This window comes from Pseudomonas sp. 6D_7.1_Bac1 (genome assembly GCF_025465945.1).
GTDB lineage: Bacteria > Pseudomonadota > Gammaproteobacteria > Pseudomonadales > Pseudomonadaceae > Aquipseudomonas.
Map to the genome: position 1 here is coordinate 1 of NZ_JANLNW010000023.1, position 23,067 is coordinate 23,067.

Here is a 23,067-nt window from a genome sequence, read left to right on the forward strand (position 1 = left end):
AAACTGAAGCAACCCGCTGCCGAAAACTGCGTAACTCTTTGTTTACCAAGGAGTTTTCCGTTTCGACTGCGCCGGAAGTGGGGCGAATTATAGACTTCCAGAATCTGCCGTCAACCCCTAATTTCAGCATTACTCGGATTTAAGCGTAATACGCGCAAATGCCTTCTTTCCTGCCTGACAAACATGGGTCGCACCCAGTGCATATATAAAGGTGCGATCAACCACCTCACCATCTATACGCACACCACCAGAACCGAGCAGGTCGCGCGCGACCGCCGAGTTCTTCACCAGCCCCGCCTTATTAAGCACAGCCGCAATCGGCATATCCTCAGTCGCAGTCAGCTCGATCTCTGGCAGATCATCTGGCAACTCGCCTTCCTTCATACGATTACCCGCAGCACGGTGAGCGTTCGCAGCCGCCTCTTCACCATGGAAGCGCGCAACAATCTCTTCAGCCAGCTTGATCTTGATATCCCGCGGATTGGCGCCAGCCTCGACATCTGCACGCAAGGCATCGATCTCATCCATGGAGCGGAAGCTGAGCAATTCGAAATAACGCCACATCAGCACATCAGGAATCGAAACCAGCTTGCCGTACATGACACCCGGCGCCTCCTGAATGCCGACGTAGTTGCCCAACGATTTGGACATCTTCTTCACGCCATCCAGCCCTTCGAGCAATGGCATAGTCAGAATGCACTGAGCCTCCTGACCATAACTGCGCTGCAGCTCGCGCCCCATCAACAGGTTGAACTTCTGATCAGTACCGCCCAACTCGACATCCGCGCGCAATGCAACCGAGTCATACCCCTGAACCAGCGGATACAGGAACTCGTGAATAGCGATTGGCTGATTGGTCGAATAACGCTTATTGAAGTCGTCGCGCTCAAGCATGCGCGCCACGGTGTACTGCGAGGTCAGACGAATGAAATCCGCAGGCCCCATTTGATCCATCCAGGTGGAGTTGAAAGCCACCTCGGTTTTCGCCGGATCAAGAATCTTGAACACCTGAGTCTTGTAGGTCTCGGCATTCTCCAGAACCTGCTCACGCGTCAACGGAGGACGGGTAGCACTCTTGCCGCTCGGATCACCGATAATCCCGGTGAAGTCACCTATAAGGAAGATCACCTGGTGACCCAGATCCTGGAACTGGCGCAACTTGTTAATAAGCACCGTGTGACCCAGGTGCAAATCCGGCGCAGTCGGATCGAAGCCAGCCTTAATACGCAGCGGCTGGCCGCGCTTGAGCTTCTCGACCAGTTCGGACTCGACCAACAGTTCTTCCGCACCACGCTTGATCAGCGCTAGCTGCTCTTCAACCGACTTCATAACAGACCCGCAAGGCTCAGATTCAAAGGGAACCAACCATACAAGATCGTGCACCAAATACAAGTTTTGCCCGGCGCACGGACACCAATCCGCGAACAGAACATTCGCGACTTGCTTAAGAGATGATTTGGTTATATTTTATACAGTTATTTCATCTTCATCATGTCATTCATCTTTTCCAATTCATCTTTTCCAAAGTCAAATTACCTATGACCACAGAACCGTCTAAAGCGCCGCCGCTTTATCCGAAGACTCATCTGCTCGCGGCAAGTGGCATCGCCGCCCTCCTGAGCCTGGCGCTCCTGGTATTCCCTTCCAGCGACGTTGAAGCCAAAAAGACAACCCTGAGCCTTGAACTGGAACGCCCTGCAGAACAACTGACACAAGATCAAGACGCTGCCAACGCCGTTCAAGCCACAAACGAGCCAGTCGAGTCTCCATTCGCCCAGATCGAGAACAGCACCGACGACACCAAGGAAACAGCTAAAGCAGCTCCTGCACCGGTCGTTGAAGAAAAGAAAGCTCCAGGTCACCGAGAAGTGATCGTTGCCAAAGGCGACACCCTCTCCACACTGTTCGAGAAGGTCGGGCTCCCGGCCGCGTCGGTGCATGACGTATTGGCCAGCGACAAGCAAGCCAAACAGTTCACCCAGCTTAAACACGGTCAGAAACTCGAGTTCGAACTGGGCCACGACGGCCAGTTGACCAACCTTCACAGCAAGATCAGCGACGTTGAAAGCATCAGCCTGAGCAAAAACGCCAAGGGCTATACCTTTAACCGCATTACAGCCAAGCCAACCGTGCGCTCTGCCTATGTTCACGGCGTGATCAACAGCTCGCTTTCGCAATCCGCAGCGCGTGCCGGCCTGTCCCACAGCCTCACCATGGACATGGCCAGCGTGTTTGGCTACGACGTCGACTTCGCCCAGGATATTCGCCAGGGTGACGAATTCGATGTGATCTACGAACAGAAAGTCGTCAACGGCAAAGCCGTCGGCAACGGCCCCATCCTTTCCGCCCGCTTCACCAACCGCGGCAAGACCTACACCGCCGTGCGTTACACCAACAAGCAAGGTAACAGCAGCTACTACACGGCCGACGGCAACAGCATGCGCAAGGCGTTCATTCGTACGCCAGTGGACTTCGCCCGTATTAGCTCGCGTTTCTCAATGGGCCGCAAGCATCCAATTCTGAACAAAATTCGCGCGCACAAAGGCGTCGACTACGCAGCGCCCCGTGGTACGCCGATCAAGGCTGCCGGTGACGGCAAAGTACTGTTGGCCGGCCGCCGCGGCGGTTATGGCAACACCGTGATCATTCAACACGGCAACACCTACCGCACGCTGTACGGCCACATGCAGGGCTTCGCCAAAGGCATCAAGACTGGCGGCAACGTCAAGCAGGGCCAGGTGATTGGTTATATCGGCACCACCGGCCTCTCCACGGGTCCGCACTTGCATTACGAGTTCCAGGTCAACGGCGTTCACGTCGACCCGCTGGGCCAGAAGCTGCCGATGGCTGATCCAATCGCCAAGGCTGAGCGCGCACGCTTCCTGCAACAGAGCCAGCCTCTGATGGCGCGCATGGAGCAAGAGAAAGCCACCCTGCTGGCTTCGAGCAAACGCTAAGCCATGGCGCGCTATATAGGTGTGATGTCCGGTACCAGCCTTGATGGCCTGGACATTGCGCTGATCGAGCAAACACCGGCGATCAAGCTGATCGCCACGCATTACATCCCCATGCCCGAATCCCTGCGCGCCGAGCTGCTTGGCTTGTGCGCCAGTGGGCCTGACGAGATAGCCCGCAGCGCCATCGCCCAGCAACACTGGGTGAAACTGGCCGCCCAGGGCATCAACACCCTTCTCGCAGACCAACATCTGAAACCTGATGACGTACGAGCGATTGGCAGCCACGGCCAAACCATTCGGCACGAGCCTGCACGCGGCTTTACCGTGCAAATTGGCAACCCTGCCCTGCTGACCGAGCTGACCGGAATCACCGTCGTCAGTGACTTCCGTAGCCGCGACGTAGCTTCCGGCGGGCAAGGCGCGCCGCTGGTCCCAGCCTTTCATGAAGCCTTGTTTGAACAACGCAGCGGCAACCGCGCGGTCTTGAACGTCGGCGGTTTCAGCAATCTCAGCCTGATCGAGACCAGCAAGCCCGTCTCAGGCTTTGACTGTGGCCCAGGCAATGTCCTGCTGGACGCCTGGATTCACCAGCAACGCGGTGAAACCTTCGACCGTGACGGCCAGTGGGCTGCAAGCGGCACCGTAGAGCCCGTTTTGCTGAAAGCCCTGCTCAGCGACCCCTTCTTCCTGACCAAAGGCCCCAAAAGCACCGGCCGCGAAGTGTTCAACCTGCACTGGCTGACACACCACCTGGCGCGCCTGCCCGCATTTACTGCGCAAGATGTGCAAGCCACGTTGCTTGAGCTGACGGCGTTGACCATCGTCGAGTCGCTGCAAGCCGCACAAACCGATACGCAAGAGTTGCTGGTCTGTGGCGGTGGCGCCCATAACGCAACGCTGATGACCCGCCTGGCCAGCCTGCTGCCAAACGCCAAGGTCAGCAGCACTGCGGCTTACGGCGTAGATCCGGACTGGGTCGAAGCCATGGCCTTCGCCTGGCTGGCCCATTGCTGCCTCGAAGGCATTCCGGCCAATCGCCCAAGCGTCACTGGCGCTCGAGGTTTGCGTGTCCTCGGGGCCATCTATCCCGCCTGAACGCCAGACAGCAAAACGCCGCAGGACCGTGAAGCCATGCGGCGTTGAGTACAGCTGATACGGCGTTATTCGATCAGATCGAGAATGAAGAACCGCAACCACAGGTCGTGGTGGCATTCGGATTCTTGATCACGAAACGCGAACCTTCCAGACCTTCCTGATAATCCACCTCGGCACCTGCCAGGTACTGGAAGCTCATCGGATCGACGACCAGGCTGACGCCTTCGCGCTCGACGATGGTGTCGTCATCGGCCACTTCCTCATCGAACGTAAAGCCGTACTGAAACCCTGAACAACCGCCGCCCGTAACGAATACGCGCAGCTTCAAGCGATCATTACCCTCTTCATCGACCAGGCTCTTCACCTTGTGCGCGGCACCGTGGGTGAATTGCAAAGCCGTGGGGGTGAAGGATTCGACGCTCATGCTGACTATCTCCCGGCGTTACGCCGCCATAATGCGTGATGACGCGCATTATCCGCTTCTCCCAGAAAATCGGTCAACTATTGTTACGGTATAGCAATCAGCAGAATCACTCCCACAGAAAGCAAAAAGGCCCGATTAACGGGCCTTTTTGCTGAGCGGGATAACGTTTACGGCAACATCCCGGCGTGGGACAGGCCCAGGCGCTCGTCCAGACCAAACAAAATGTTCAGGTTCTGCACCGCCTGACCCGACGCCCCCTTGACCAGGTTGTCGATCACCGACAGCACCACCACCAGATCGCCGTCCTGCGGACGATGAACCGCGATGCGGCAAACGTTGGCGCCGCGCACGCTGCGGGTTTCCGGATGACTGCCGGCAGGCATGACATCGACGAACGGTTCGTTGGCGTAGCGCTTTTCAAACAGTGCCTGCAAGTCTAACGAGCGGTCGACCACGGTTGCATAGAGCGTGGAGTGAATACCACGAATCATCGGTGTCAGGTGCGGAACGAAGGTCAGACCGACGTCCTTGCCCGCTGCTCGACGCAGCCCTTGGCGAATCTCAGGCAAGTGGCGATGCCCTTTAACGGCGTAAGCCTTCATGCTCTCGGAGGTTTCGGAATACAGCGAACCGACGCTTGCACCACGACCAGCACCGCTGACACCCGACTTGCAGTCAGCGATCAGGCGCGAAGTATCGGCAATACCTGCTTCGAGCAACGGCAGGAAGCCCAATTGCGTGGCGGTTGGGTAGCAACCCGGAACCGCAATCAGGCGGGCTTGCTTGATCTGCTCACGATTGACTTCAGGCAAGCCGTACACAGCCTCCTCCAGGAGTTCTGGCGCACCGTGCGGCTGGTTGTACCACTTGGCCCATTCGTCAGCGTCCTGCAGACGGAAGTCTGCCGACAGGTCGATGACCTTGGTCCCGGCCGCCAGCAATTCACCGGCCAGCGCATGGGCGACACCGTGCGGAGTGGCGAAGAACACCACGTCGCAGGCACCAAGGGTTTTGATGTCCGGAACGCTGAATGCCAGGCCGTCGTAGTGACCTCGCAGGTTCGGATACATGTCGGCAACAGCCAGGCCTGCCTCGGATCGGGAAGTGATCACTACCACTTCAGCTTGCGGATGCTGTGCCAACAGACGCAGCAATTCGACACCGGTGTAACCCGTGCCGCCGACGATACCGACCTTGACCATAAACCTGCCCTCAACGAACCCACTGGAAAGCCGTCGATAATAGGACGCGCATCGCCCTGCGACAACCGTCAAGGTGACGTACGGAGGCTCAAGCCTCTACTATTCGGGCTACTGTGAACCTGGGAATAACCAAAAATGCTTTATCTGTGGCTCAAAGCGCTTCACATCATCAGCATGGTCTGCTGGTTTGCCGGCCTGTTTTACCTGCCGCGCCTGTTCGTCTACCACGCGCAAAGTGAAGACAACATCAGCAAGGAACGCTTCAGCATCATGGAGCGCAAACTGTACCGCGGGATCATGGGCCCGGCGATGATCGCCACACTGGCCTTCGGCATCTGGCTGATCAGCCTCAACCCCAGCGCCTACTTCGGCCAGGGTGTCTGGATGCATGCCAAGTTGACCCTGGTGGTGATCCTGATCGGTTACCACCATATGTGCGGTGCGCAGGTAAAACGTTTTGCCCGTGGCGAAAACACCCGCAGCCATGTCTTTTATCGCTGGTTCAATGAAGTGCCAGTTCTGATATTGCTGGCTATTGTAATTTTGGTCGTCGTACGGCCGTTCTAATCCTAATTGGCTGCAACTTATCGGGGTACTACCAATGTCGCTGCCCGCTTTGCTCGAACAACGTTTGCGTCTGCCTGTCGTGGCAGCGCCGATGTTCCTGATTTCCAATCCAGAGTTGGTGCTTGCCTGCTGCCGCAATGGCGTGGTCGGCAGCTTCCCGGCGCTGAACCAGCGTGAAAGCAGCGGCTTCAAAGCCTGGCTTGAGGAGATCGAAGCGGGTCTGGCGCTACTGGAGAACCCGGCGCCGTATGCGGTGAACCTGATCGTTCACAACAGCAATCCGCGCCTGCAAGCGGATCTGGAGATCTGCATCGAGCATAAAGTGCCGATCGTGATCACCAGCCTTGGCGCCGTGAAGGAGCTGGTCGACGCGGTGCACAGCTACGGCGGTCTGGTATTCCATGACGTGACGACCCGTCGTCATGCGGAAAAAGCCGCCGAGGCCGGCGTCGATGGCTTGATCGCGGTAGCCGCAGGCGCCGGTGGCCACGCCGGGACCTGGAGCCCGTTTTCGCTGATTGCCGAAATTCGTCAGTTCTTCGACAAAACCCTACTGCTGGCCGGCTGCCTGAACCACGGCCATGAGATTCTCGCGGCGCAACTGCTCGGTGCGGATCTGGCCTACTTCGGCACACGCTTTATCGGCACCACCGAAAGTCATGCCCCTGAAGCGTATAAGGAGATGCTGCTGACCTCCCGAGCTGCCGACATCGTCCACACGCCAGCGGTGTCCGGCGTTCCGGCGAGCTTCATGCGCCAAAGCCTGCTGAATGCCGGATTTGACGTGGACGCGCTGCAGGGCAAGGGGGAAGTCAACTTCGGCTCCAAACTCAAACCCCTGAGCGATGAAGCCAAAGCCTGGAAAACCGTCTGGTCCGCGGGCCAGGGTGTGGGTGAAATCGACGACCTGCCGAGTGTCGATCAACTGGTCGCACGGCTGGACGCCGAATACCGCAAGGCGCAGGAACTCGCCGCCCAACTGCCCAAACGCTGGCCGCGATAACGCACAAGGTTTGGCCAGCCGATTCTGGCTGGCTTAAACTGGCGGGTACCGAACATAGACTCGCGACAAGGATGCCCCGGCATGAGCGAAAACCGTTTCAAGATCGTCTTCGACGGAGCCCTGCTTCCGGGTGTAGACATCGCCACCGCGAAACTCAATCTCGCCCAGCTGTTCAAAAGCGACGTCTCGGCCATCGAACGCCTGTTCAGCGGAAAGCCTGTCGCACTCAAGCGTGACCTGTCCCACACAGACGCTCAAACTTATTTGAATGCCCTGTCGAAAACCGGCATCGATGCACGCATCGAAGCCGAGCCGACGATCGAGTTGAATCTGACCGACGTTCACGAATCCCCACCTCCCCCTTACACGCCCCCCACACTCAGCGACAACGAATCACCCTACAGCCCTCCTCGCGCGCCCGTTGGCGAGGCCTTGCCAGAGTTTTCCGAACTCAAGGTGTTCGGTGTGCAGGGTCGAATCGGCCGCCTGCGTTACCTCGCGTGGTCATTGGCGGCACTGCTGGTCATTGGTGCGATCGCTGGCATTTTTGGATTCAGCCTGTTGGCCGGCAATCAAATGGTGCTGAGCGCGATTGTTTGTGTCGTTGCGTTCGCAGCGTACCTCTACGTAAACATCACTATTAGCGTGCAACGCCTGCACGATCTTGGCTGGTCTGGCTGGCTGTGGTTTCTGAACCTGGTGCCCTTTGTCGGCAGCCTGTTTCCGATTGCGCTGGCGGTGCTGCCAGGAAACGTCGGAGCAAATCGCTATGGTGCGCCGCAGCCACCTAACAGCACAGCCGTTAAAGTCCTTTGCGGGCTGTGGCTAGTGGTGATCGCGGTGGTCTTTGTCGGTGCGCTTGCCGGTGGCCTCAGCACCCTGACCGAAGAATACGAAAGCGCTTCGGCCAGCAGTTATGACAGCAGTCAGTCGGCTGACGCCGTTGAAGCAGACGATGCGGCGAAAGCCGCTCAGCCCCCTGTAGACTATGAGAAAGAATAAACGCGCTTGGTACCTGTGACATCTGTGTCCACAGGCCGCGAGCCGTTGCGATGGAGAACTGCATGACCCGTTACGCTCTGATCACTGGCGCTTCCAGCGGCATCGGCCTGGCCATGGCCGAAGCACTGGCGCGACGCGGCCGCAGCCTGATTCTGGTAGCCCGCCAACGTGATCAGTTGGAAAGCATCGCCATCGAACTGACCCAACGCTTTGGCGTCGAGGTGCTGTTTCGTGCCTGCGATTTGGGCGAGCCGCTGCGCCTGTCCGGTTTTCTCCTGGAACTCGAAGAGGGTGACCGCCAGATCGACCTGCTGGTCAATTGTGCCGGCATCGGCACCTGCGGCCCGTTTCTGGCTCAGGACTGGATGACCGAACAAGACTTGATCGAAGTGAACATCCTGGCCCTGACTCGCCTGTGTCACGCCATTGGCAACAGTATGGCCCTGCAGGGCGGCGGGCAGATACTGAACGTCGCGTCGATGGCTGCCTTCAATCCAGGTCCGTGGATGAGCACCTACTACGCCAGCAAAGCGTACGTGCTGCACTTCTCCGAAGGCTTGCGGGTAGAGCTGAAAAAATGCGCAGTCAAGGTCTCGGTCCTTTGCCCCGGCCCGACGCGCACGGCATTTTTCCGTACAGCACAACTGGACGCCGACAAACTGGCCAACAGCAAACTGCTGATGAGTCCCGAGGAAGTGGCCCTGTACACCGTGCGTGCGCTGGAGAAGAACCGCGCAATCATTATTCCCGGGCGTCGCAATCGCTGGTTCGCGCTGTTGCCGCGCTTCGGTTCGCGCTGGCTGACCCGAACCATCGTGGGCATGGTCAACAAGGCATACTGCCCGCGCTGAGCGGTCGTCAACCACGTAAAAGTCTGGGCTTGGGCCTATCCCCTTCAGTACACTCAGCCCGGACCAACACAATGGAGAAACAGCTGTGGATACTCTGTTCACCAAAATCATCAACAGAGAAATACCCGCCAAGATCATTTACGAGGATGACCAGGTCCTGGCCTTCCACGACATCGCCCCGCAGGCACCGGTGCATTTTCTGGTAGTCCCGAAAAAACCGGTGCGCACCCTTAACGACCTCACCGAGGACGACAAGGCACTGGCCGGGCACATCCTGTTCACCGCCCAACGCCTGGCACTGGAGCTAGGCTGCGAAGAAGGCTTTCGCGTGGTCATGAACTGCAATGAATTAGGTGGCCAGACCGTTTACCACATTCATATGCACGTGCTGGGTCAGCGTCAGATGCACTGGCCGCCGGGCTGATTGCGATAACCCGGTGGGAGCGAGCCGGCTCCGGGCGGCGTTCCGACGATGACGGTAGTACATCCAGCATCAATGTTGACTGCCCCGCCGCTATCGCGAGCAGGCTCGCTCCCACAAAGAACATGACTGCGCAGAGCAAACCCACTACGCCGAAATGACCCAGCGCAAACCTTCCCCGACCGATTGCGGTAAACTGGCCGCCGAGATTCTTCCCGGAGGTCAGCATGACTACCCAACGTCACTACTCGCCGATTGACCGCCTTCTGTTGCAGGCCGATACCGCGATGCGCACTTTGCTGCCCTTCAGTGGCCAGCCTTATCGCCCGTCGCCGGCCATCGTGCAGCCAGAAGCGAAAATGAGCGACGAAGACACCCGGCACGTCGCCGGCCTGATGCGTATCAACCATACCGGTGAAGTCTGCGCCCAGGCGCTGTACCAGGGCCAGGCCCTGACCGCCAAGCTGCCGCAAGTGCGGGAAGCCATGGAACATGCGGCCGAAGAAGAGATCGATCACCTGGTCTGGTGCGAACAGCGCATCCGCCAACTGGGCAGCCACACCAGCATCCTCAATCCGCTGTTCTACGGCATGTCGTTCGGCATCGGCGCCGTCGCCGGGCTGATCAGCGACAAAGTCAGCCTGGGTTTCGTCGCGGCAACTGAAGATCAAGTCTGCAAACACTTGAACGAACACCTTGAGCAACTGCCGGCAGAGGACGAGAAGTCCCGGGCCATTCTTGAGCAGATGCGCATCGACGAAGAACAGCACGCTGAAAGTGCACTGGATGCTGGAGGTTTTCGCTTCCCGGCGCCGGTGAAGTTCGGCATGAGCCTGATGGCCAAGGTCATGACCAAGAGTACTTACCGCATTTGATCCACAAAACTCGCGAGCACAAAAAAGGGCGCTATCTCAGCGCCCTTTCTTTTTGCCTGCGTTCTTTACTTCAAAGATCAGTTCGACATGTTGCGCGCGTAGAAGATCTCAAGCATTTCGTGCTTCACGCGCTCAGTAACGTGAGCGCGTTGTTCCCTCGACAGGTTGCTGGTGGCGTCACCGAACAGGTAGTTGTCCAGTTCGAAGTTCTTCAGCAGCATTTTGGTGTGGAACAGGTTTTCCTGGTACACGTTCACGTCGGTCAACTGGTAACCGTCGCGGGTGTCTTCAGACAGGTAATTCTGGATCGAGTTGATTTCGTGGTCGATGAAGTGCTTTTTGCCTGCAACGTCACGGGTGAAGCCGCGCACGCGATAATCCACGGTCACGATATCCGAATCGAACTGGTGAATCAGAAAGTTGAGCGCCTTAAGCGGTGAAATGACTCCGCACGTCGACACGTCAATGTCCACACGGAAGGTTGCAATACCGTCCACCGGATGAATTTCCGGGTAGGTGTGCACCGTGATGTGGCTCTTGTCGAGGTGGGCCAGGATGATTTCGGGTATCGGACCCGGAGACTCTTCGATCTGGCTATCGGTGGGGGTCACCGGTTCCTCGGAGATCAGAATGGTCACGCTGGCGCCCTGGGGTTCATAGTCCTGACTGGCAATGTTCAGGATATTGGCACCAATGATATCGACAACTTCTGTGAGGATCTGCGTCAGGCGCTTGGCGTTGTACTCTTTATTGATGTACTCAACGTAAGCCTGCTGGTCTTGCGGGGTTTCCGCGTAGCAGATGTCATAGATGTTGAAGCTCAAGGTCTTTGTCAGGTTATTGAACCCATGGAGCTTGAGTTTGCTTTTCACCGTTTAAGAACTCTCTATGTATGCGGCCCGGCCGCGTGATCAAGCATGCCCGTCAAATGCGAACAACGCACTTGCGTAGGACGGTTAACACCTCTTCGCGATGGCGATTTTGGTTGTCTGTTCGGGTGGGTGACCTGTCGGCTGACCGATCACTGCCCTGAAAAAAGTGGCGCATTATGCAGACCTGGGCCAGTGATCGCCAGAGTCTGCACCGCATTTATGATAGTTGAATGTCGATTCAACCGAGTTCAATGATTTCATAGTCATGGGTGATGGCTACACCGGCCGCCCCAAGCATGATCGACGCCGAGCAATACTTCTCGGCCGACAGCTCGATGGCCCGTTTAACCTGGGCTTCTTTCAGCGCCCGGCCCTTGACCACGAAATGCATGTGAATCCTGGTGAAGACCTTGGGATCTTCAGTCGCGCGCTCAGCTTCAAGGAAGGCTTCGCAGCTTTCCACGGCCTGGCGGGACTTCTTCAGGATGCTGACCACGTCGAAATTGCTGCAACCGCCCACACCGAGCAGGAGCATTTCCATCGGGCGTACACCCAGGTTCCGACCGCCGGCATCAGGCGGACCGTCCATGACCACCACGTGACCGCTGCCGGATTCACCGAGGAACATGGCTTCGCCAGCCCATTGGATGCGTGCCTTCATCGCCAAGACTCCACTGTTAAAAAAGGGTCGCCAGCTTAGCACAGGGCCTTGCAATGACAGCGCCTGGCAACAGCACCCGTCACGCACTGACAGTATCGATAAATTCTCGAATAACGAGGGAATGTGTCTGTTAAGCTGGCGCCAATTCAATGGCGCTTGGCCAGCTTTGTAGCGAAGACAAAGATCGCAGGCTTCGCCAGTTCCTACAAAAAAACTACATCACACCGTGCAGTCTTTTCGGGATACAACCATGGTTGCTGTTACCCCAACACCCAGAATCAAGAACCTCGACAAGTTGTTGATGCATTGCCAGCGCCGTCGTTATCAGGCCAAGAGCAACATCATTTGCGCAGGCGATCGTTCGGACACGCTGTTTTTCATCATCAAAGGTTCGGTCACCATCCTCATCGAGGACGACGATGGCCGCGAAATGATCATCGCCTACCTCAATGCCGGGGACTTCTTCGGCGAGTTGGGCCTGTTCGAACAAGCCGGGATGGAACAGGAGCGCAGTGCCTGGGTTCGCGCCAAGGTCGAGTGCGAAGTAGCCGAAATCAGCTACTGCAAATTCCGCGAGCTGTCCCAGCAGGATCCAGACATTCTTTACGTGCTCAGCGGCCAGATTGCCCAGCGCCTGCGCAATACCACACGCAAGGTCGGCGACCTGGCGTTCTTCGACGTCACCGGCCGGGTTGCGCGCTGCTTGCTGGAGCTGTGCAAACAGCCCGACGCCATGACGCACCCGGACGGCATGCAGATCAAAGTCACTCGCCAGGAAATCGGCCGGATCGTCGGTTGCTCGCGGGAAATGGTCGGGCGCGTGCTCAAAGATCTGGAAGAACGCAACCTGGTCGACGTCAAAGGCAAAACCATGGTGGTGTTCGGCACCCGCTAACGCTAAGCCGACATCACCTCGGCCAGCATTTGCCGATACAACGTGTCCAGCCGCTCGATGGCGTCCGGGGCGGCAAATTGTTCATGCAGAGCGATGTGGCTTTGCGCACGAACCCGCTGCTCCAGACCACACGCCTCGTTAAACCGGTTCACCGCAGCAACCATCGATTCTCGCTCGTCGTCCAGCAACAGCGCACCGTGCACCAATCCCACCGGACGCTGGCCACCCTTGCTCTGGCGCCAGCGCTGAGCGGTGCCGACCATTTTTCGGCCGTCGAGATTGACGTTGAAACGCCCATCACAGAAAGCGCCTTCGACTTCACCCAACGAAGGATTGCCGCCAAGCTCTGTCAGTAGCGCGCAAATCGGATCGCACAGACGCCGATAGGCGGTTTCGATACGACCGTGATCACCTTCACTGCGCGGCGGTGCATACACCAACGCGATATTGATCGTCGCTGCAGACTGCGGCACCGGCTCACCACCGGTTTCACGCAGCAACACCGGCCAACCGTTCGCCGCCGACACCTCGCAAGCCGCCTCGAACCCTGGCAAACGGCTCAAACGCCGGGGCATGACCAGCGCCCGATCGCTCGGCTGCCAGAACAACAAACCAAACTCCTGGTCGCCGGCACACACCGTCGCCAACAAATCCTGTTCGGCATGTAGACCGGCTTCGACGGTCAGTGAGGTTGGAGTCATAAGGTAATCCGTAAGACGTTCAGCCTATGCTGCTTCTTATGCCCCTTCGCGAGCAGGCTCGCTCCCACATTGGATCTGTGGCGGTCACAAATCTTCTGTGGGAGCGAGCCTGCTCGCGAAGGGGGCGACGCGGTCTGCGAATATTCAGTCGAGGGTCGAACCGCTGACCGCTACGCCACGTTCTGGAAAGAACAAGCGTTGCAGTTCAGCACCCGGGCTCTCGGCGCGCATGAACGCCTCGCCGACCAGGAACGAATACACCTCGCTGATTTCCATCAGCTCGACGTCGGCGCGATTAAGGATGCCACTTTCAGTGATAACCAGGCGATCGCGTGGGATGCGCGGCAGCAGATCGAGAGTGGTTTCCAGGCTGACTTCGAAGGTGTGCAGGTTGCGGTTATTCACGCCAACCAACGGAGTGTCGAGGGTTTTCAAGGCCCGCTCCAGCTCGTCACCGTCGTGGACTTCCACCAGCACGTCGAGGCCAACACTTTTGGCGACAGCTGCCAGCTCGGCCATTTTCACATCATCCAGCGCGGCAACGATCAACAGCACGCAATCGGCACCCAGCGCACGGGCTTCGACGATCTGATAAGGATCGATCATGAAGTCCTTGCGAATCACCGGCAGCTTGCACGCGGCACGCCCCTGTTGCAGGTAGATGTCGGCGCCCTGGAAGAAATCGATGTCGGTCAGCACCGAGAGGCACGTCGCCCCGCCCTTCTCGTAGCTCTTGGCGATGTCGGCCGGCACGAAGTTCTCGCGAATCACGCCTTTGCTCGGCGAAGCCTTCTTGATTTCAGCAATCACCGCCGGCTGTTTCAGCTTGGCCTGGGCGAGCAGCGCCCTGGCAAATCCACGCGGTGCATCGGCCACCTTGGCCAGCGCTTCCAGCTCGGCAAGCGTCACGCGAGCGCTGCGCTCGGCCACTTCCTCGACTTTGCGGGCGATAATTTTTTCCAGAACCGTCGGTACACTCATGCCTCATTCTCCACTCTGAATACCGCGGTAAATGCACCCAACTCTTCAAGTTTTTCACGCGCAAGGCCGGTGTGCAGCGCGTCATGGGCCAGGGCAACGCCCTCTCTCAGGCTGCTCGCATGATCAGCAGCGTACAGCGCGGCACCGGCATTGAGCACAATCATTTCTGCGGCTTTCTGACCGTTCTCGGTTTTGCGTCGCCCCAAGGCATCGCGAATCAGTTCGAGCGAGGCCGCCGGGCTTTCCACCGCCAGACCGTGCAGGCTCTGGCTCTTCATGCCGAGGTCTTCAGGCTCGACCCAATATTCGCTGATCTGGTCATCTTTCAATTCCGCCACAAAGGTTGGCGCCGCCAGACTGAACTCGTCCAGGCCATCCTTCGAATGCACCACCAGCACGTGCTTGCTGCCCATACGCTGCAAGACTTCGGCCAACGGGCGGCACAATGCCTGACTGAACACGCCCACCACCTGATGCTTCACGCCGGCCGGATTCGTAAGCGGGCCGAGCATGTTGAACAGCGTACGCAGGCCGAGATCACGGCGCGGGCCGGCGGCGTATTTCATCGCACCATGATGGGCCTGGGCGAACATGAAGCCGATGCCGACGTTGTCGATGCAGCGCGCCACTTGAACCGGCGTCAGGTTCAGGTAGATCCCGGCCGCCTCCAGCAAGTCGGCGCTGCCGCTCTTGCCCGAGACCGCACGGTTACCGTGCTTGGCCACCGTGCAACCGGCCGCCGCCACCACAAACGAAGAAGCCGTCGAAACGTTGAAGATGTTTGCACCGTCACCGCCGGTGCCGACCACATCAACAACGCCGTCGAGGGTTTTCAACTCGACCTTGTCCGCCAGCTCACGCATGACCGAGACCGCACCGACGATCTCGTCGATGCTCTCACTCTTCATGCGCATGGCCATCATGAACGCGCCAATCTGCGCGTCAGTGCATTGCCCGGTCATGATTTCGCGCATCACATCGCGCATTTCATCAGTGCTCAGGTCCAGGTGGCCGACGATACGGCTCAGGGCAGTCTTGATATCCATGGAAAGTCCTTAGCGCGTGCCGCCGGTTTGTTTGAGGAAGTTGGCGAACAGCTCGTGGCCCTGCTCGGTCAGGATCGACTCAGGGTGAAACTGCACCCCTTCAATGTTCAATGTCTTGTGACGCAGGCCCATGATTTCATCGACCGAACCGTCTTCGAGCTGAGTCCAGGCGGTCAATTCCAGGCAATCAGGCAAGGTTTCGCGCTTAACGATCAACGAATGATAGCGGGTGACCGTCAGCGGACGGTTAAGACCTTCAAACACGCCCTTGTCCTCGTGGAATACCGGGCTAGTCTTACCGTGCATGACTTGGCGGGCACGCACTACATCGCCGCCAAACGCCTGGCCGATGGACTGATGGCCGAGGCAGACGCCGAGAATCGGCAATTTGCCGGCGAAATATTTGATGGCTTCGATGGAGATGCCGGCTTCGGTCGGGGTGCACGGGCCAGGGGAAACGACGATGCGCTCAGGCTTGAGGGCTTCGATTTCGGCGATGGTGAGCTCATCGTTGCGCACCACCTTGACCTCGGAGCCCAGCTCGCCGAGGTACTGCACAACGTTGTAGGTAAAAGAGTCGTAGTTATCGATCATCAGCAACATGGCGTTTATAACCTTTTGAATTCACTGACTTTTAGGACGGCCTTCGAATGATTTACCCGCAGCGTTGCGGTGCTCTGTCAGCAGCTGAATCGAGCCAGCTACAGCGGCATGTCATACGGGTAAAGAAGGCAAACAGGTACAGGTCCGGCCGGGCCGGCAGAGAAAGTTCAGGCGCGCCAACGCCAACGGGCGTGGGCCTTGACGACTTGATCCAAGAGTTTGCTGACGATCAACACGGGGAAGGTCTCATTCATACGTTCCCGCACAGTAACTTAGCTGAGCAGAGGGTGCAATATGGCGCAGCACACGCAATCGATGCGGCCTTTGGCCATAGCTAAACCGTAAAAGTTTTTGGTACTGTCGTTTCGTTTACTACAACAATAAATAAACGGACTTGCTCATGATCAAACAGACGATGTTTGTACCGCTCGCCGGTTGTGTTCTTGCACTGGCCTGCGCCCAGGCCATTGCGGCACCCGCCCCCTATTCGAAATTCATTGTCTTTGGCGACAGCCTGAACGACGCCGGACAGTTCACTGACCCGGGTGGCCCTGCTGGCTCAACATTGCGCTTCACCAACCGTGTCGGCCCGACCTACAAGGATGGCAGCGGCGAGGTAAAAGCCGCCAACTCGACGCAGTTGCTGGGGGGGAAACTGGGGTTTTCACCCGATCAAACGGCCGCTTCGACGTCGGCGGTTCGCGCCAGCCAAGGCCTGCCAGATGGCAACAACTGGGCCACGGGCGGCTACCGTACCGATCAGATCCTCGACTCGATCACCACTGTATCGGACACCGGTGAACGCAGTCGGCCCGGTTATCTGCCGAGCAACAACTTTCGCGCCGACCCGAACGCGCTCTACTACCTCTCCGGCGGCGGCAACGACTTCCTTCAGGGCCGGGTAACCAGCCTCGACCAGGCCAGCGCCGCAGCCGATCGCCTGGTCAGCAGCGTGCAAGTGCTGCAACAGGCCGGCGCCAAGTACATCATGGTCTGGCTGCTCCCGGATATCGGCCTCACCCCGGCGATCAATGGCAGCCCGTTCCAGGCTTTTACCTCCCAACTCAGTGCCCAGTTCAATACCGAACTGGTCAGCCAGTTGCAGCATGTCGACGCCGAGGTCATCCCGCTCAATATTCCGGTGCTGCTCAAAGAGGTCTTTGCCAATCCGGCGCAATTTGGCCTGGCCGCCGACCAGAACCTCACCGCAACCTGCTTCAGCGGTGACAGCTGTACCGAAAACGCCAAGTACGGGATCAACAGCGCGACGCCAGACCCGACCAAGCTGATCTACAACGACGACGTACACCCGACCGAAACCGGGCAACGCCTGATCGCCGATTACGCGTATTCCATACTGGCGGCGCCTTGGGAGTTGACGCTGTTACCAGAAATGGCCCACGCCACTCTGCGCGCGCACCAGGATGAACTGCGCAACCAATGGCAATCCGATTGGGAAAACTGGCAAAACGTCGGTCAGTGGCGGGCGATTGTCGCCGGTGGCGGTCAGCACCTGAACTTTGACGATCAGAGCAGTGCAGCCAGTGCCGATGGCAACGGCTACAACCTGAACATCGGTGGCAGCTACCGCCTCAACGAGGCCTGGCGCGTCGGCGTTGCCGCCGGTTTCTATCGCCAGAAGCTGGAAGCGGGCAACGACAACTCGCAGTACAAACTCAACACGTACATGGGCACGGCGTTCGCCCAGTACCAGCAAAATCGCTGGTGGGCTGACGCCGCAATGACCGCCGGGCACCTGGACTACGACAACCTCAAGCGTAAATTCGACCTGGGCGTCAACGAACGCAGTGAGAGCGGCGACACCAACGGCACTGTGTTGGCCGTCACCGGCCGCTTGGGCTATGACATCGCCCAACAGGCGAGCAGCCCTTGGCACTTGTCGCCCTTCATCAGCGCCGACTACGCCAAGGTGCAAGTCGATGGTTACTCGGAGAACGGCAACGACTCCACGGCACTGACGTTCGCTGACCAGAAGCGCACGTCGAAACGCCTTGGCGTCGGCTTACAGGGCAAGTACCAAATCACCCCACAGACACAGATATTCGGCGAGTTCGCTCATGAACGCGAATACAAGGACGATACTCAGGACCTGACCATCAACCTCAACAGCCTGCCCAGCAACAGCTTCACCCTGCAAGGCTACACCCCGCAAACCAACCTGAACCGCCTGAACCTGGGTGTCAGCCAGAAGCTGACCGCAGACCTGGCGCTACGGGCCAGCTACAACATTCGCAAGGATGACGACTTCACCCAACAGGGCATCAACGTGGGTGTCAGCCTGGACTTCTAAATCGCAGGCAATAAAAAACGCTGCCTTTCTCACGGGGGCAGCGTTTTTTTTATGGTGGTGAACTCCTTGTGGGAGCGAGCCTGCTCGCGAAAGCGGTGGGTCAGGCAACATCAATGCTGGCTGTGATGCCCCCTTCGCGAGCAGGCTCGCTCCCACAGGTTTTGCGTGACCTCAGGCGTCCGGGGTTTGCTCAGCCAGGGCCACGGCGCGGAACATGGCGCGGCGCTTGTTCAGGGTTTCTTCCCATTCCAGCGCAGGCACCGAGTCAGCAACAATGCCGCCGCCGGCCTGCACATGCAGTTCGCCGTTCTTGATCACTGCCGTGCGGATCGCAATGGCAGTGTCCATGTTGCCGTTCCAGGCAAAATAACCCACCGCCCCGCCGTAGACGCCACGTTTGACCGGCTCCAGTTCGTCGATGATCTCCATTGCGCGAATCTTCGGTGCGCCCGACAACGTACCGGCCGGCAGAATCGCCCGCAGCGCGTCCATCGCCGTCAGGCCGGCTTTCAACTGGCCAGTGACGTTGGAGACGATGTGCATCACGTTGGAATAGCGCTCGATGACCATTTTCTCGGTGAGTTTCACCGAACCGATTTCCGAGACCCTACCGGTGTCGTTACGGCCAAGATCGATCAGCATCAGGTGCTCGGCGATTTCCTTGGCATCCGACAACAGGTCTTCTTCAAGCGCCCGGTCAGCTTCCTCGGTGGCACCGCGCGGGCGGGTGCCGGCGATGGGGCGCACGGTGATCAGGTTGTCTTCGACCCGCACCAGCACTTCTGGCGAACTGCCAACAACGTGGAAGTCGCCGAAGTTGAAGAAGTACATATACGGCGTCGGGTTGAAACAGCGCAACGCGCGGTACAGATCGATCGGCGCAGCCTTGAAGTCGATGGACATACGTTGCGACGGCACCACCTGCATGCAGTCACCGGCGAGGATGTACTCCTTGATGGTGTCCACCGCCCGCTCGTAATCGTCCTGGGTGAAACTGGAACGGAACACCGGATCAGCCGCTTGTTGCTTGCTGAAGTCCAGACCGCGACGCGGGGTGATCGGCTGACGGAGTTTTTCGAGCAGCTCTTCGAGACGCGCCTGACCTTGCTCAAAGGCGTTGTCCTGCGACGGGTCGGCCAGCACGATGGCGTGCATCTTGCCGGCCAGGTTGTCGAACACCACCACCGCATCGGAAACCATCAGCAGAATGTCCGGCACGCCCAGCGGGTCCGGGTTCGGGCACTTGCCCAGACGCTTCTCCACATAGCGCACGCAGTCATAACCGAAATAACCGACCAGGCCACCGTTGAAACGCGGCAGACCGGCGATGATCGGCACGTTGTAGCGCGCCTTGAACGCTTCAACGAAGGCCAGCGGGTCTTCGACATCGTGGCTTTCTACCTCGGCACCATCGACGGTCACGCTGACGTGGTGATCATGTACCCGCAACACGGTGCGGCACGGCAGCCCGATGATCGAATAACGGCCCCATTTCTCACCGCCCTGCACCGACTCCAGCAGATAGGAGTTGGGCTCGTCGGCCAGTTTCAGGTAGATCGACAGCGGTGTGTCGAAGTCGGCAAGGGTTTCGCAGGCAAGCGGGATGCGGTTGTAGCCGGCAGCGGCCAAACGCAGGAATTCTTCGCGGATCATGAGGTGCCTCGTGGCGTGAGGGTCTAACGGTCAGGTGTGCAAACGCGCCGGATAACCGGCCAGGATCGAGTCAGGCGCGCCAACGCCAGCGGGCCAGGGCCTTGATGACTTTCATCCAGAGTTTGCGAGTGACCACCACGATGGAATTTCCAGGAGGGGATGGGACAGCGTCGGCCAACGTTATCTCAGCAGCCGGATCCAGGCAACCGGGAATTAGTTTGCGCAGATCGTCGATCACCAGCGCCGGCGACTCTTCGGCAATCGGCCGGCCATGGTTATAGCCATAGCTCAGGGCTACGCACTTCACACCCGCCGCCCTGGCCGCCAGCACGTCGCTGCGCGAGTCACCGATGAACAGCGATTGCGAGGCCGGTATGTTGGCCATTTTCATCACGAAAAACAGCGCCGCCGGGTCCGGTTTCTTCTGCGGCAGGGTGTCGCCACCGATGATCCAGCGGAAGTAGCGGCCGATCTTCATTTCATCCAGCAACGGCGCGACAAAACGCTCCGGCTTGTTGGTGATCAGTGCCATTTCGACACGCTGCTTGTGCAGCCACTTCAGGGTCTCGCGTACGCCGGGGTAGACCACCGTCAATCCATGGCCGCCTGCGTAGGCCTCCATGAAAATCCCCAGAGCGTGCTCGGCCTCGCCATCATCGACACTCGCGTGATCGATATTGCCCGCCAGTGCGCGACGGACCAGCACCGGCGCACCGTTGCCCACCCACTCGCGCACCGCGTCAAGACCTGCCGGGGCACGCCCGAGTTTGAGCAGCATGTTATCCACAGCTACTGCCAGGTCCGGGACCGAATCGATCAACGTGCCATCCAGATCGAACATCACCAGCCGCGGCAGACGCCCCGGGAACAGCTGCTCAAAACCACTCATGGGCGAGCCAGTGCCAGTTCTGAACGCATCTTTTCAATCACTTCCTGGTAATTCGGGGCGTTGAAGATGGCCGAGCCGGCAACGAAGGTGTCAGCGCCAGCCGCGGCGATTTCGCGGATGTTGTTCACGTTCACGCCACCGTCGATTTCCAGACGAATGTCGCGGCCCGAGGCATCGATCATCGCGCGCACTTCACGCAGCTTGTCGAGGGTGCCGGGAATGAATTTCTGCCCGCCGAAGCCCGGGTTGACGCTCATCAGCAAGATCATGTCGACCTTGTCCATCACGTACTTGAGTACGTCCAGCGGGGTCGCCGGGTTGAACACCAGGCCGGCCTTGCAACCGCCTTCGCGGATCATTTGCAGGGAACGGTCGACGTGCAGCGTGGCTTCCGGGTGGAAGGTGATGTAGGTCGCACCGGCATCGATGAAGTCACCAATGATGCGGTCTACCGGGCTGACCATCAGGTGCGCGTCGATAGGCGCGGTGATGCCGTACTTGCGCAATGCCGAGCAGACCATCGGCCCGATGGTCAGGTTTGGCACGTAGTGGTTGTCCATGACATCGAAGTGAACGATGTCGGCGCCAGCGGCCAGAACGTTGTCCACTTCCTCGCCCAGGCGAGCAAAATCAGCGGAGAGAATCGACGGAGCAATAGCGAAGGGCTGCATGACGCACCTTTTTGAGCAGAATCACGATGGCGCGCATTGTATACCTCATGCTTTGACGCGCGCACCGTAACCGCGATGATCAGTAGGCCGCACGATAAATCTTCTCGATATCGATGGCGCTCAATTTGCGCGGGTTGTTGCGCATCAACCGCTCGATTCCCGCGGCTTCCACGGCCATCGCCGGGATCGCGTCTTCCGGCACGCCAACGCTGCGCAGGCCCTGGGGAATTTCCACTGCGGCACAGAGTCGCGCCATGGCCTCGACCGCTTTGTCCGCCGCCTCGTCAGCGCTCAACCGCGCCGTCTTCACCCCAAAGGCCTCGGCGATATCCTGCATGCGCTCGATGCACGCCATCTTGTTCCAGCTCATGACATAAGGCAGCAGCAAGGCATTACTCACGCCGTGAGCAATGTTGAAACGCCCGCCCAACGGATAGGCCAAGGCATGCACCGCGCCGACCCCGGCGTTGCCGAACGCCATGCCGGCCATCAGGCTGGCGGTGGCCATGTCTTCACGGGCCTGCAGGTTCGAAGGATTGGCGTAGGCCTTGGGCAATGCGGTGGCGATCAGCTTGATGGCGCCAATGGCCAGCGCGTCGGTGATCGGCGAAGCGTTCAGCGACAGGTAGGATTCAACCGCGTGCACCAGCGCATCGACGCCACTGGCGGCCGTCACGCTGCGCGGGCAGGTCAGGGTCATGTGCGGGCTGACCAGCGCCACGTCCGGCAACAGGTAATCACTGACAATGCCTTTTTTCAGCTGCGCGACCTTGTCGGAAAGAATCGCCACGTTGGTGACTTCCGAACCGGTGCCGGCAGTGGTCGGGATCGCAATCAGCGGCGGACCTTTGCGCGGTACCTGATCGACACCAAACAAATCCTCAAGCGCGCCGTGGTAACCGGCATAGGCTGCAACACTTTTAGCGATGTCGATGGCGCTGCCGCCGCCAAGGCCGATCAGACCGTCATGCCCACCGTCGCGGTAAACACGCATGCAGTCTTCAACGATGGCGATTTCCGGATCGGGCAACACCCGATCGAAAATCTCGTACGTGCGCCCACCCAGTTGCGCCAGCGCCAGCTCCACTGTTCCGGACTTGACCAGCGCGGCATCGGTGACAATCAGTGGGTAATCAACATCCAGACGGGTCAACTCGGCGGCCAGTTGCTCAATGGCGCCAGCGCCGGTGAGCAATTTGTGAGCGATTTTGAAAGAGGAAATACTCATGTGCGCAGCCTCTTATGAATAGGGGAGCTGAGCACAATAGTAGCTGGGGATTGGGGTTTGTCTGTTATTCAGCTGGCGAATGACAAAAGATCCAATGTGGGAGCGAGCCTGCTCGCGATGACGGTCTGACATTCACTATTGATGTCGACTGACAGTCCG

Annotated in this window: 23 protein-coding genes; 10 read left to right on the top strand and 13 right to left on the bottom strand. The window is 58.7% G+C overall.

Going from position 1 to position 23,067, the window contains the following annotated elements; translation table 11 throughout:
- Positions 1 to 129 precede the first annotated feature (129 nt).
- Positions 130 to 1,329, bottom strand: coding sequence for a tyrosine--tRNA ligase (tyrS, locus tag NTD87_RS06870; RefSeq protein WP_262112807.1), 1,200 nt, complete (start codon positions 1,327 to 1,329; stop codon positions 130 to 132).
- A 209-nt stretch (positions 1,330 to 1,538) separates the two neighbouring features.
- On the opposite strand from tyrS, the gene NTD87_RS06875 reads away from it, so the two are divergent.
- Both NTD87_RS06875 and NTD87_RS06880 read left to right on the top strand, forming a co-directional pair.
- Positions 1,539 to 2,957 carry a peptidoglycan DD-metalloendopeptidase family protein gene (locus NTD87_RS06875; RefSeq protein WP_262112808.1) on the top strand — a complete coding sequence of 473 codons (1,419 nt, stop codon included), beginning with the start codon at positions 1,539 to 1,541 and terminating at the stop codon, positions 2,955 to 2,957.
- Between the two features lie 3 nt (positions 2,958 to 2,960).
- Positions 2,961 to 4,052, top strand: a complete 1,092-nt coding sequence (locus tag NTD87_RS06880; protein ID WP_262112810.1) for an anhydro-N-acetylmuramic acid kinase — start codon at positions 2,961 to 2,963, stop codon at positions 4,050 to 4,052.
- A 73-nt stretch (positions 4,053 to 4,125) separates the two neighbouring features.
- On the opposite strand, the gene erpA is transcribed toward NTD87_RS06880, so the two are convergent.
- Together erpA and argC are read right to left on the bottom strand one after the other, a co-directional pair.
- Positions 4,126 to 4,476 carry an iron-sulfur cluster insertion protein ErpA gene (erpA, locus tag NTD87_RS06885; RefSeq protein ID WP_007906865.1) on the bottom strand — a complete coding sequence of 117 codons (351 nt, stop codon included), beginning with the start codon at positions 4,474 to 4,476 and terminating at the stop codon, positions 4,126 to 4,128.
- 167 nt (positions 4,477 to 4,643) lie between these two features.
- On the bottom strand, positions 4,644 to 5,678 hold the full coding sequence (argC, locus tag NTD87_RS06890) for an N-acetyl-gamma-glutamyl-phosphate reductase (protein ID WP_262112812.1): 1,035 nt from the start codon (positions 5,676 to 5,678) through the stop codon (positions 4,644 to 4,646).
- 135 nt (positions 5,679 to 5,813) lie between these two features.
- On the opposite strand from argC, the gene hemJ reads away from it, so the two are divergent.
- From hemJ to coq7, 6 genes are all read left to right on the top strand, one after another.
- Positions 5,814 to 6,245: a protoporphyrinogen oxidase HemJ gene (gene hemJ / locus NTD87_RS06895; protein WP_262112814.1), complete on the top strand. Its 432-nt coding sequence runs from the start codon at positions 5,814 to 5,816 to the stop codon at positions 6,243 to 6,245.
- 34 nt (positions 6,246 to 6,279) lie between these two features.
- The gene (locus tag NTD87_RS06900) at positions 6,280 to 7,248 is read left to right on the top strand and encodes an NAD(P)H-dependent flavin oxidoreductase (protein WP_262112816.1); all 969 of its coding nucleotides are present in this window, start codon (positions 6,280 to 6,282) and stop codon (positions 7,246 to 7,248) included.
- A gap of 81 nt (positions 7,249 to 7,329) precedes the next feature.
- The gene (locus tag NTD87_RS06905) at positions 7,330 to 8,250 is read left to right on the top strand and encodes a DUF805 domain-containing protein (RefSeq protein ID WP_262112817.1); all 921 of its coding nucleotides are present in this window, start codon (positions 7,330 to 7,332) and stop codon (positions 8,248 to 8,250) included.
- A 62-nt stretch (positions 8,251 to 8,312) separates the two neighbouring features.
- Positions 8,313 to 9,101: an SDR family NAD(P)-dependent oxidoreductase gene (locus tag NTD87_RS06910; protein WP_262112819.1), complete on the top strand. Its 789-nt coding sequence runs from the start codon at positions 8,313 to 8,315 to the stop codon at positions 9,099 to 9,101.
- An 85-nt stretch (positions 9,102 to 9,186) separates the two neighbouring features.
- Entirely contained in the window at positions 9,187 to 9,525 is a 339-nt protein-coding gene (locus NTD87_RS06915) for a histidine triad nucleotide-binding protein (protein WP_007906873.1), read from the top strand.
- A gap of 224 nt (positions 9,526 to 9,749) precedes the next feature.
- The gene (coq7, locus tag NTD87_RS06920; RefSeq protein WP_262112821.1) at positions 9,750 to 10,397 is read left to right on the top strand and encodes a 2-polyprenyl-3-methyl-6-methoxy-1,4-benzoquinone monooxygenase; all 648 of its coding nucleotides are present in this window, start codon (positions 9,750 to 9,752) and stop codon (positions 10,395 to 10,397) included.
- Positions 10,398 to 10,474: 77 nt separating this feature from the next.
- On the opposite strand, the gene speD is transcribed toward coq7, so the two are convergent.
- Positions 10,475 to 11,269, bottom strand: a complete 795-nt coding sequence (gene speD, locus NTD87_RS06925; protein ID WP_262112822.1) for an adenosylmethionine decarboxylase — start codon at positions 11,267 to 11,269, stop codon at positions 10,475 to 10,477.
- Between the two features lie 238 nt (positions 11,270 to 11,507).
- A complete protein-coding gene (locus tag NTD87_RS06930; RefSeq protein ID WP_056857866.1) occupies positions 11,508 to 11,930 on the bottom strand; it encodes an OsmC family protein in 423 nt (140 codons plus the stop codon).
- A gap of 250 nt (positions 11,931 to 12,180) precedes the next feature.
- On the opposite strand from NTD87_RS06930, the gene crp reads away from it, so the two are divergent.
- Positions 12,181 to 12,825 carry a cAMP-activated global transcriptional regulator CRP gene (gene crp / locus NTD87_RS06935; protein WP_262112823.1) on the top strand — a complete coding sequence of 215 codons (645 nt, stop codon included), beginning with the start codon at positions 12,181 to 12,183 and terminating at the stop codon, positions 12,823 to 12,825.
- A 2-nt stretch (positions 12,826 to 12,827) separates the two neighbouring features.
- Here the strand turns inward: crp and NTD87_RS06940 are convergent, their stop codons facing one another.
- The 4 genes from NTD87_RS06940 to NTD87_RS06955 form a co-directional block, all read right to left on the bottom strand.
- Positions 12,828 to 13,526 (bottom strand): biotin/lipoate A/B protein ligase family protein, encoded by a 699-nt coding sequence (locus tag NTD87_RS06940; RefSeq protein WP_262112824.1) that lies wholly within the window; start codon positions 13,524 to 13,526, stop codon positions 12,828 to 12,830.
- A gap of 144 nt (positions 13,527 to 13,670) precedes the next feature.
- The gene (gene trpC, locus NTD87_RS06945) at positions 13,671 to 14,507 is read right to left on the bottom strand and encodes an indole-3-glycerol phosphate synthase TrpC (RefSeq protein ID WP_262112825.1); all 837 of its coding nucleotides are present in this window, start codon (positions 14,505 to 14,507) and stop codon (positions 13,671 to 13,673) included.
- Positions 14,504 to 15,553, bottom strand: coding sequence for an anthranilate phosphoribosyltransferase (gene trpD / locus NTD87_RS06950; RefSeq protein ID WP_123424112.1), 1,050 nt, complete (start codon positions 15,551 to 15,553; stop codon positions 14,504 to 14,506). Before trpD ends, trpC begins: the two co-directional genes overlap by 4 nt.
- 9 nt (positions 15,554 to 15,562) lie before the next feature.
- Positions 15,563 to 16,156: an aminodeoxychorismate/anthranilate synthase component II gene (locus tag NTD87_RS06955; RefSeq protein WP_018928869.1), complete on the bottom strand. Its 594-nt coding sequence runs from the start codon at positions 16,154 to 16,156 to the stop codon at positions 15,563 to 15,565.
- Between the two features lie 400 nt (positions 16,157 to 16,556).
- On the opposite strand from NTD87_RS06955, the gene estP reads away from it, so the two are divergent.
- On the top strand, positions 16,557 to 18,467 hold the full coding sequence (gene estP / locus NTD87_RS06960) for an esterase EstP (protein ID WP_262112828.1): 1,911 nt from the start codon (positions 16,557 to 16,559) through the stop codon (positions 18,465 to 18,467).
- 171 nt (positions 18,468 to 18,638) lie between these two features.
- Here the strand turns inward: estP and trpE are convergent, their stop codons facing one another.
- The 4 genes from trpE to NTD87_RS06980 form a co-directional block, all read right to left on the bottom strand.
- Positions 18,639 to 20,120, bottom strand: coding sequence for an anthranilate synthase component I (gene trpE, locus NTD87_RS06965; RefSeq protein ID WP_262112829.1), 1,482 nt, complete (start codon positions 20,118 to 20,120; stop codon positions 18,639 to 18,641).
- Positions 20,121 to 20,190: 70 nt separating this feature from the next.
- Positions 20,191 to 21,009 carry a phosphoglycolate phosphatase gene (locus tag NTD87_RS06970; RefSeq protein WP_262112830.1) on the bottom strand — a complete coding sequence of 273 codons (819 nt, stop codon included), beginning with the start codon at positions 21,007 to 21,009 and terminating at the stop codon, positions 20,191 to 20,193.
- Positions 21,006 to 21,680 carry a ribulose-phosphate 3-epimerase gene (gene rpe / locus NTD87_RS06975; protein WP_071553123.1) on the bottom strand — a complete coding sequence of 225 codons (675 nt, stop codon included), beginning with the start codon at positions 21,678 to 21,680 and terminating at the stop codon, positions 21,006 to 21,008. The genes NTD87_RS06970 and rpe overlap by 4 nt, the downstream gene beginning before the upstream one ends.
- A gap of 79 nt (positions 21,681 to 21,759) precedes the next feature.
- Positions 21,760 to 22,908: an iron-containing alcohol dehydrogenase gene (locus tag NTD87_RS06980; RefSeq protein ID WP_262112833.1), complete on the bottom strand. Its 1,149-nt coding sequence runs from the start codon at positions 22,906 to 22,908 to the stop codon at positions 21,760 to 21,762.
- Positions 22,909 to 23,067 lie beyond the last annotated feature (159 nt).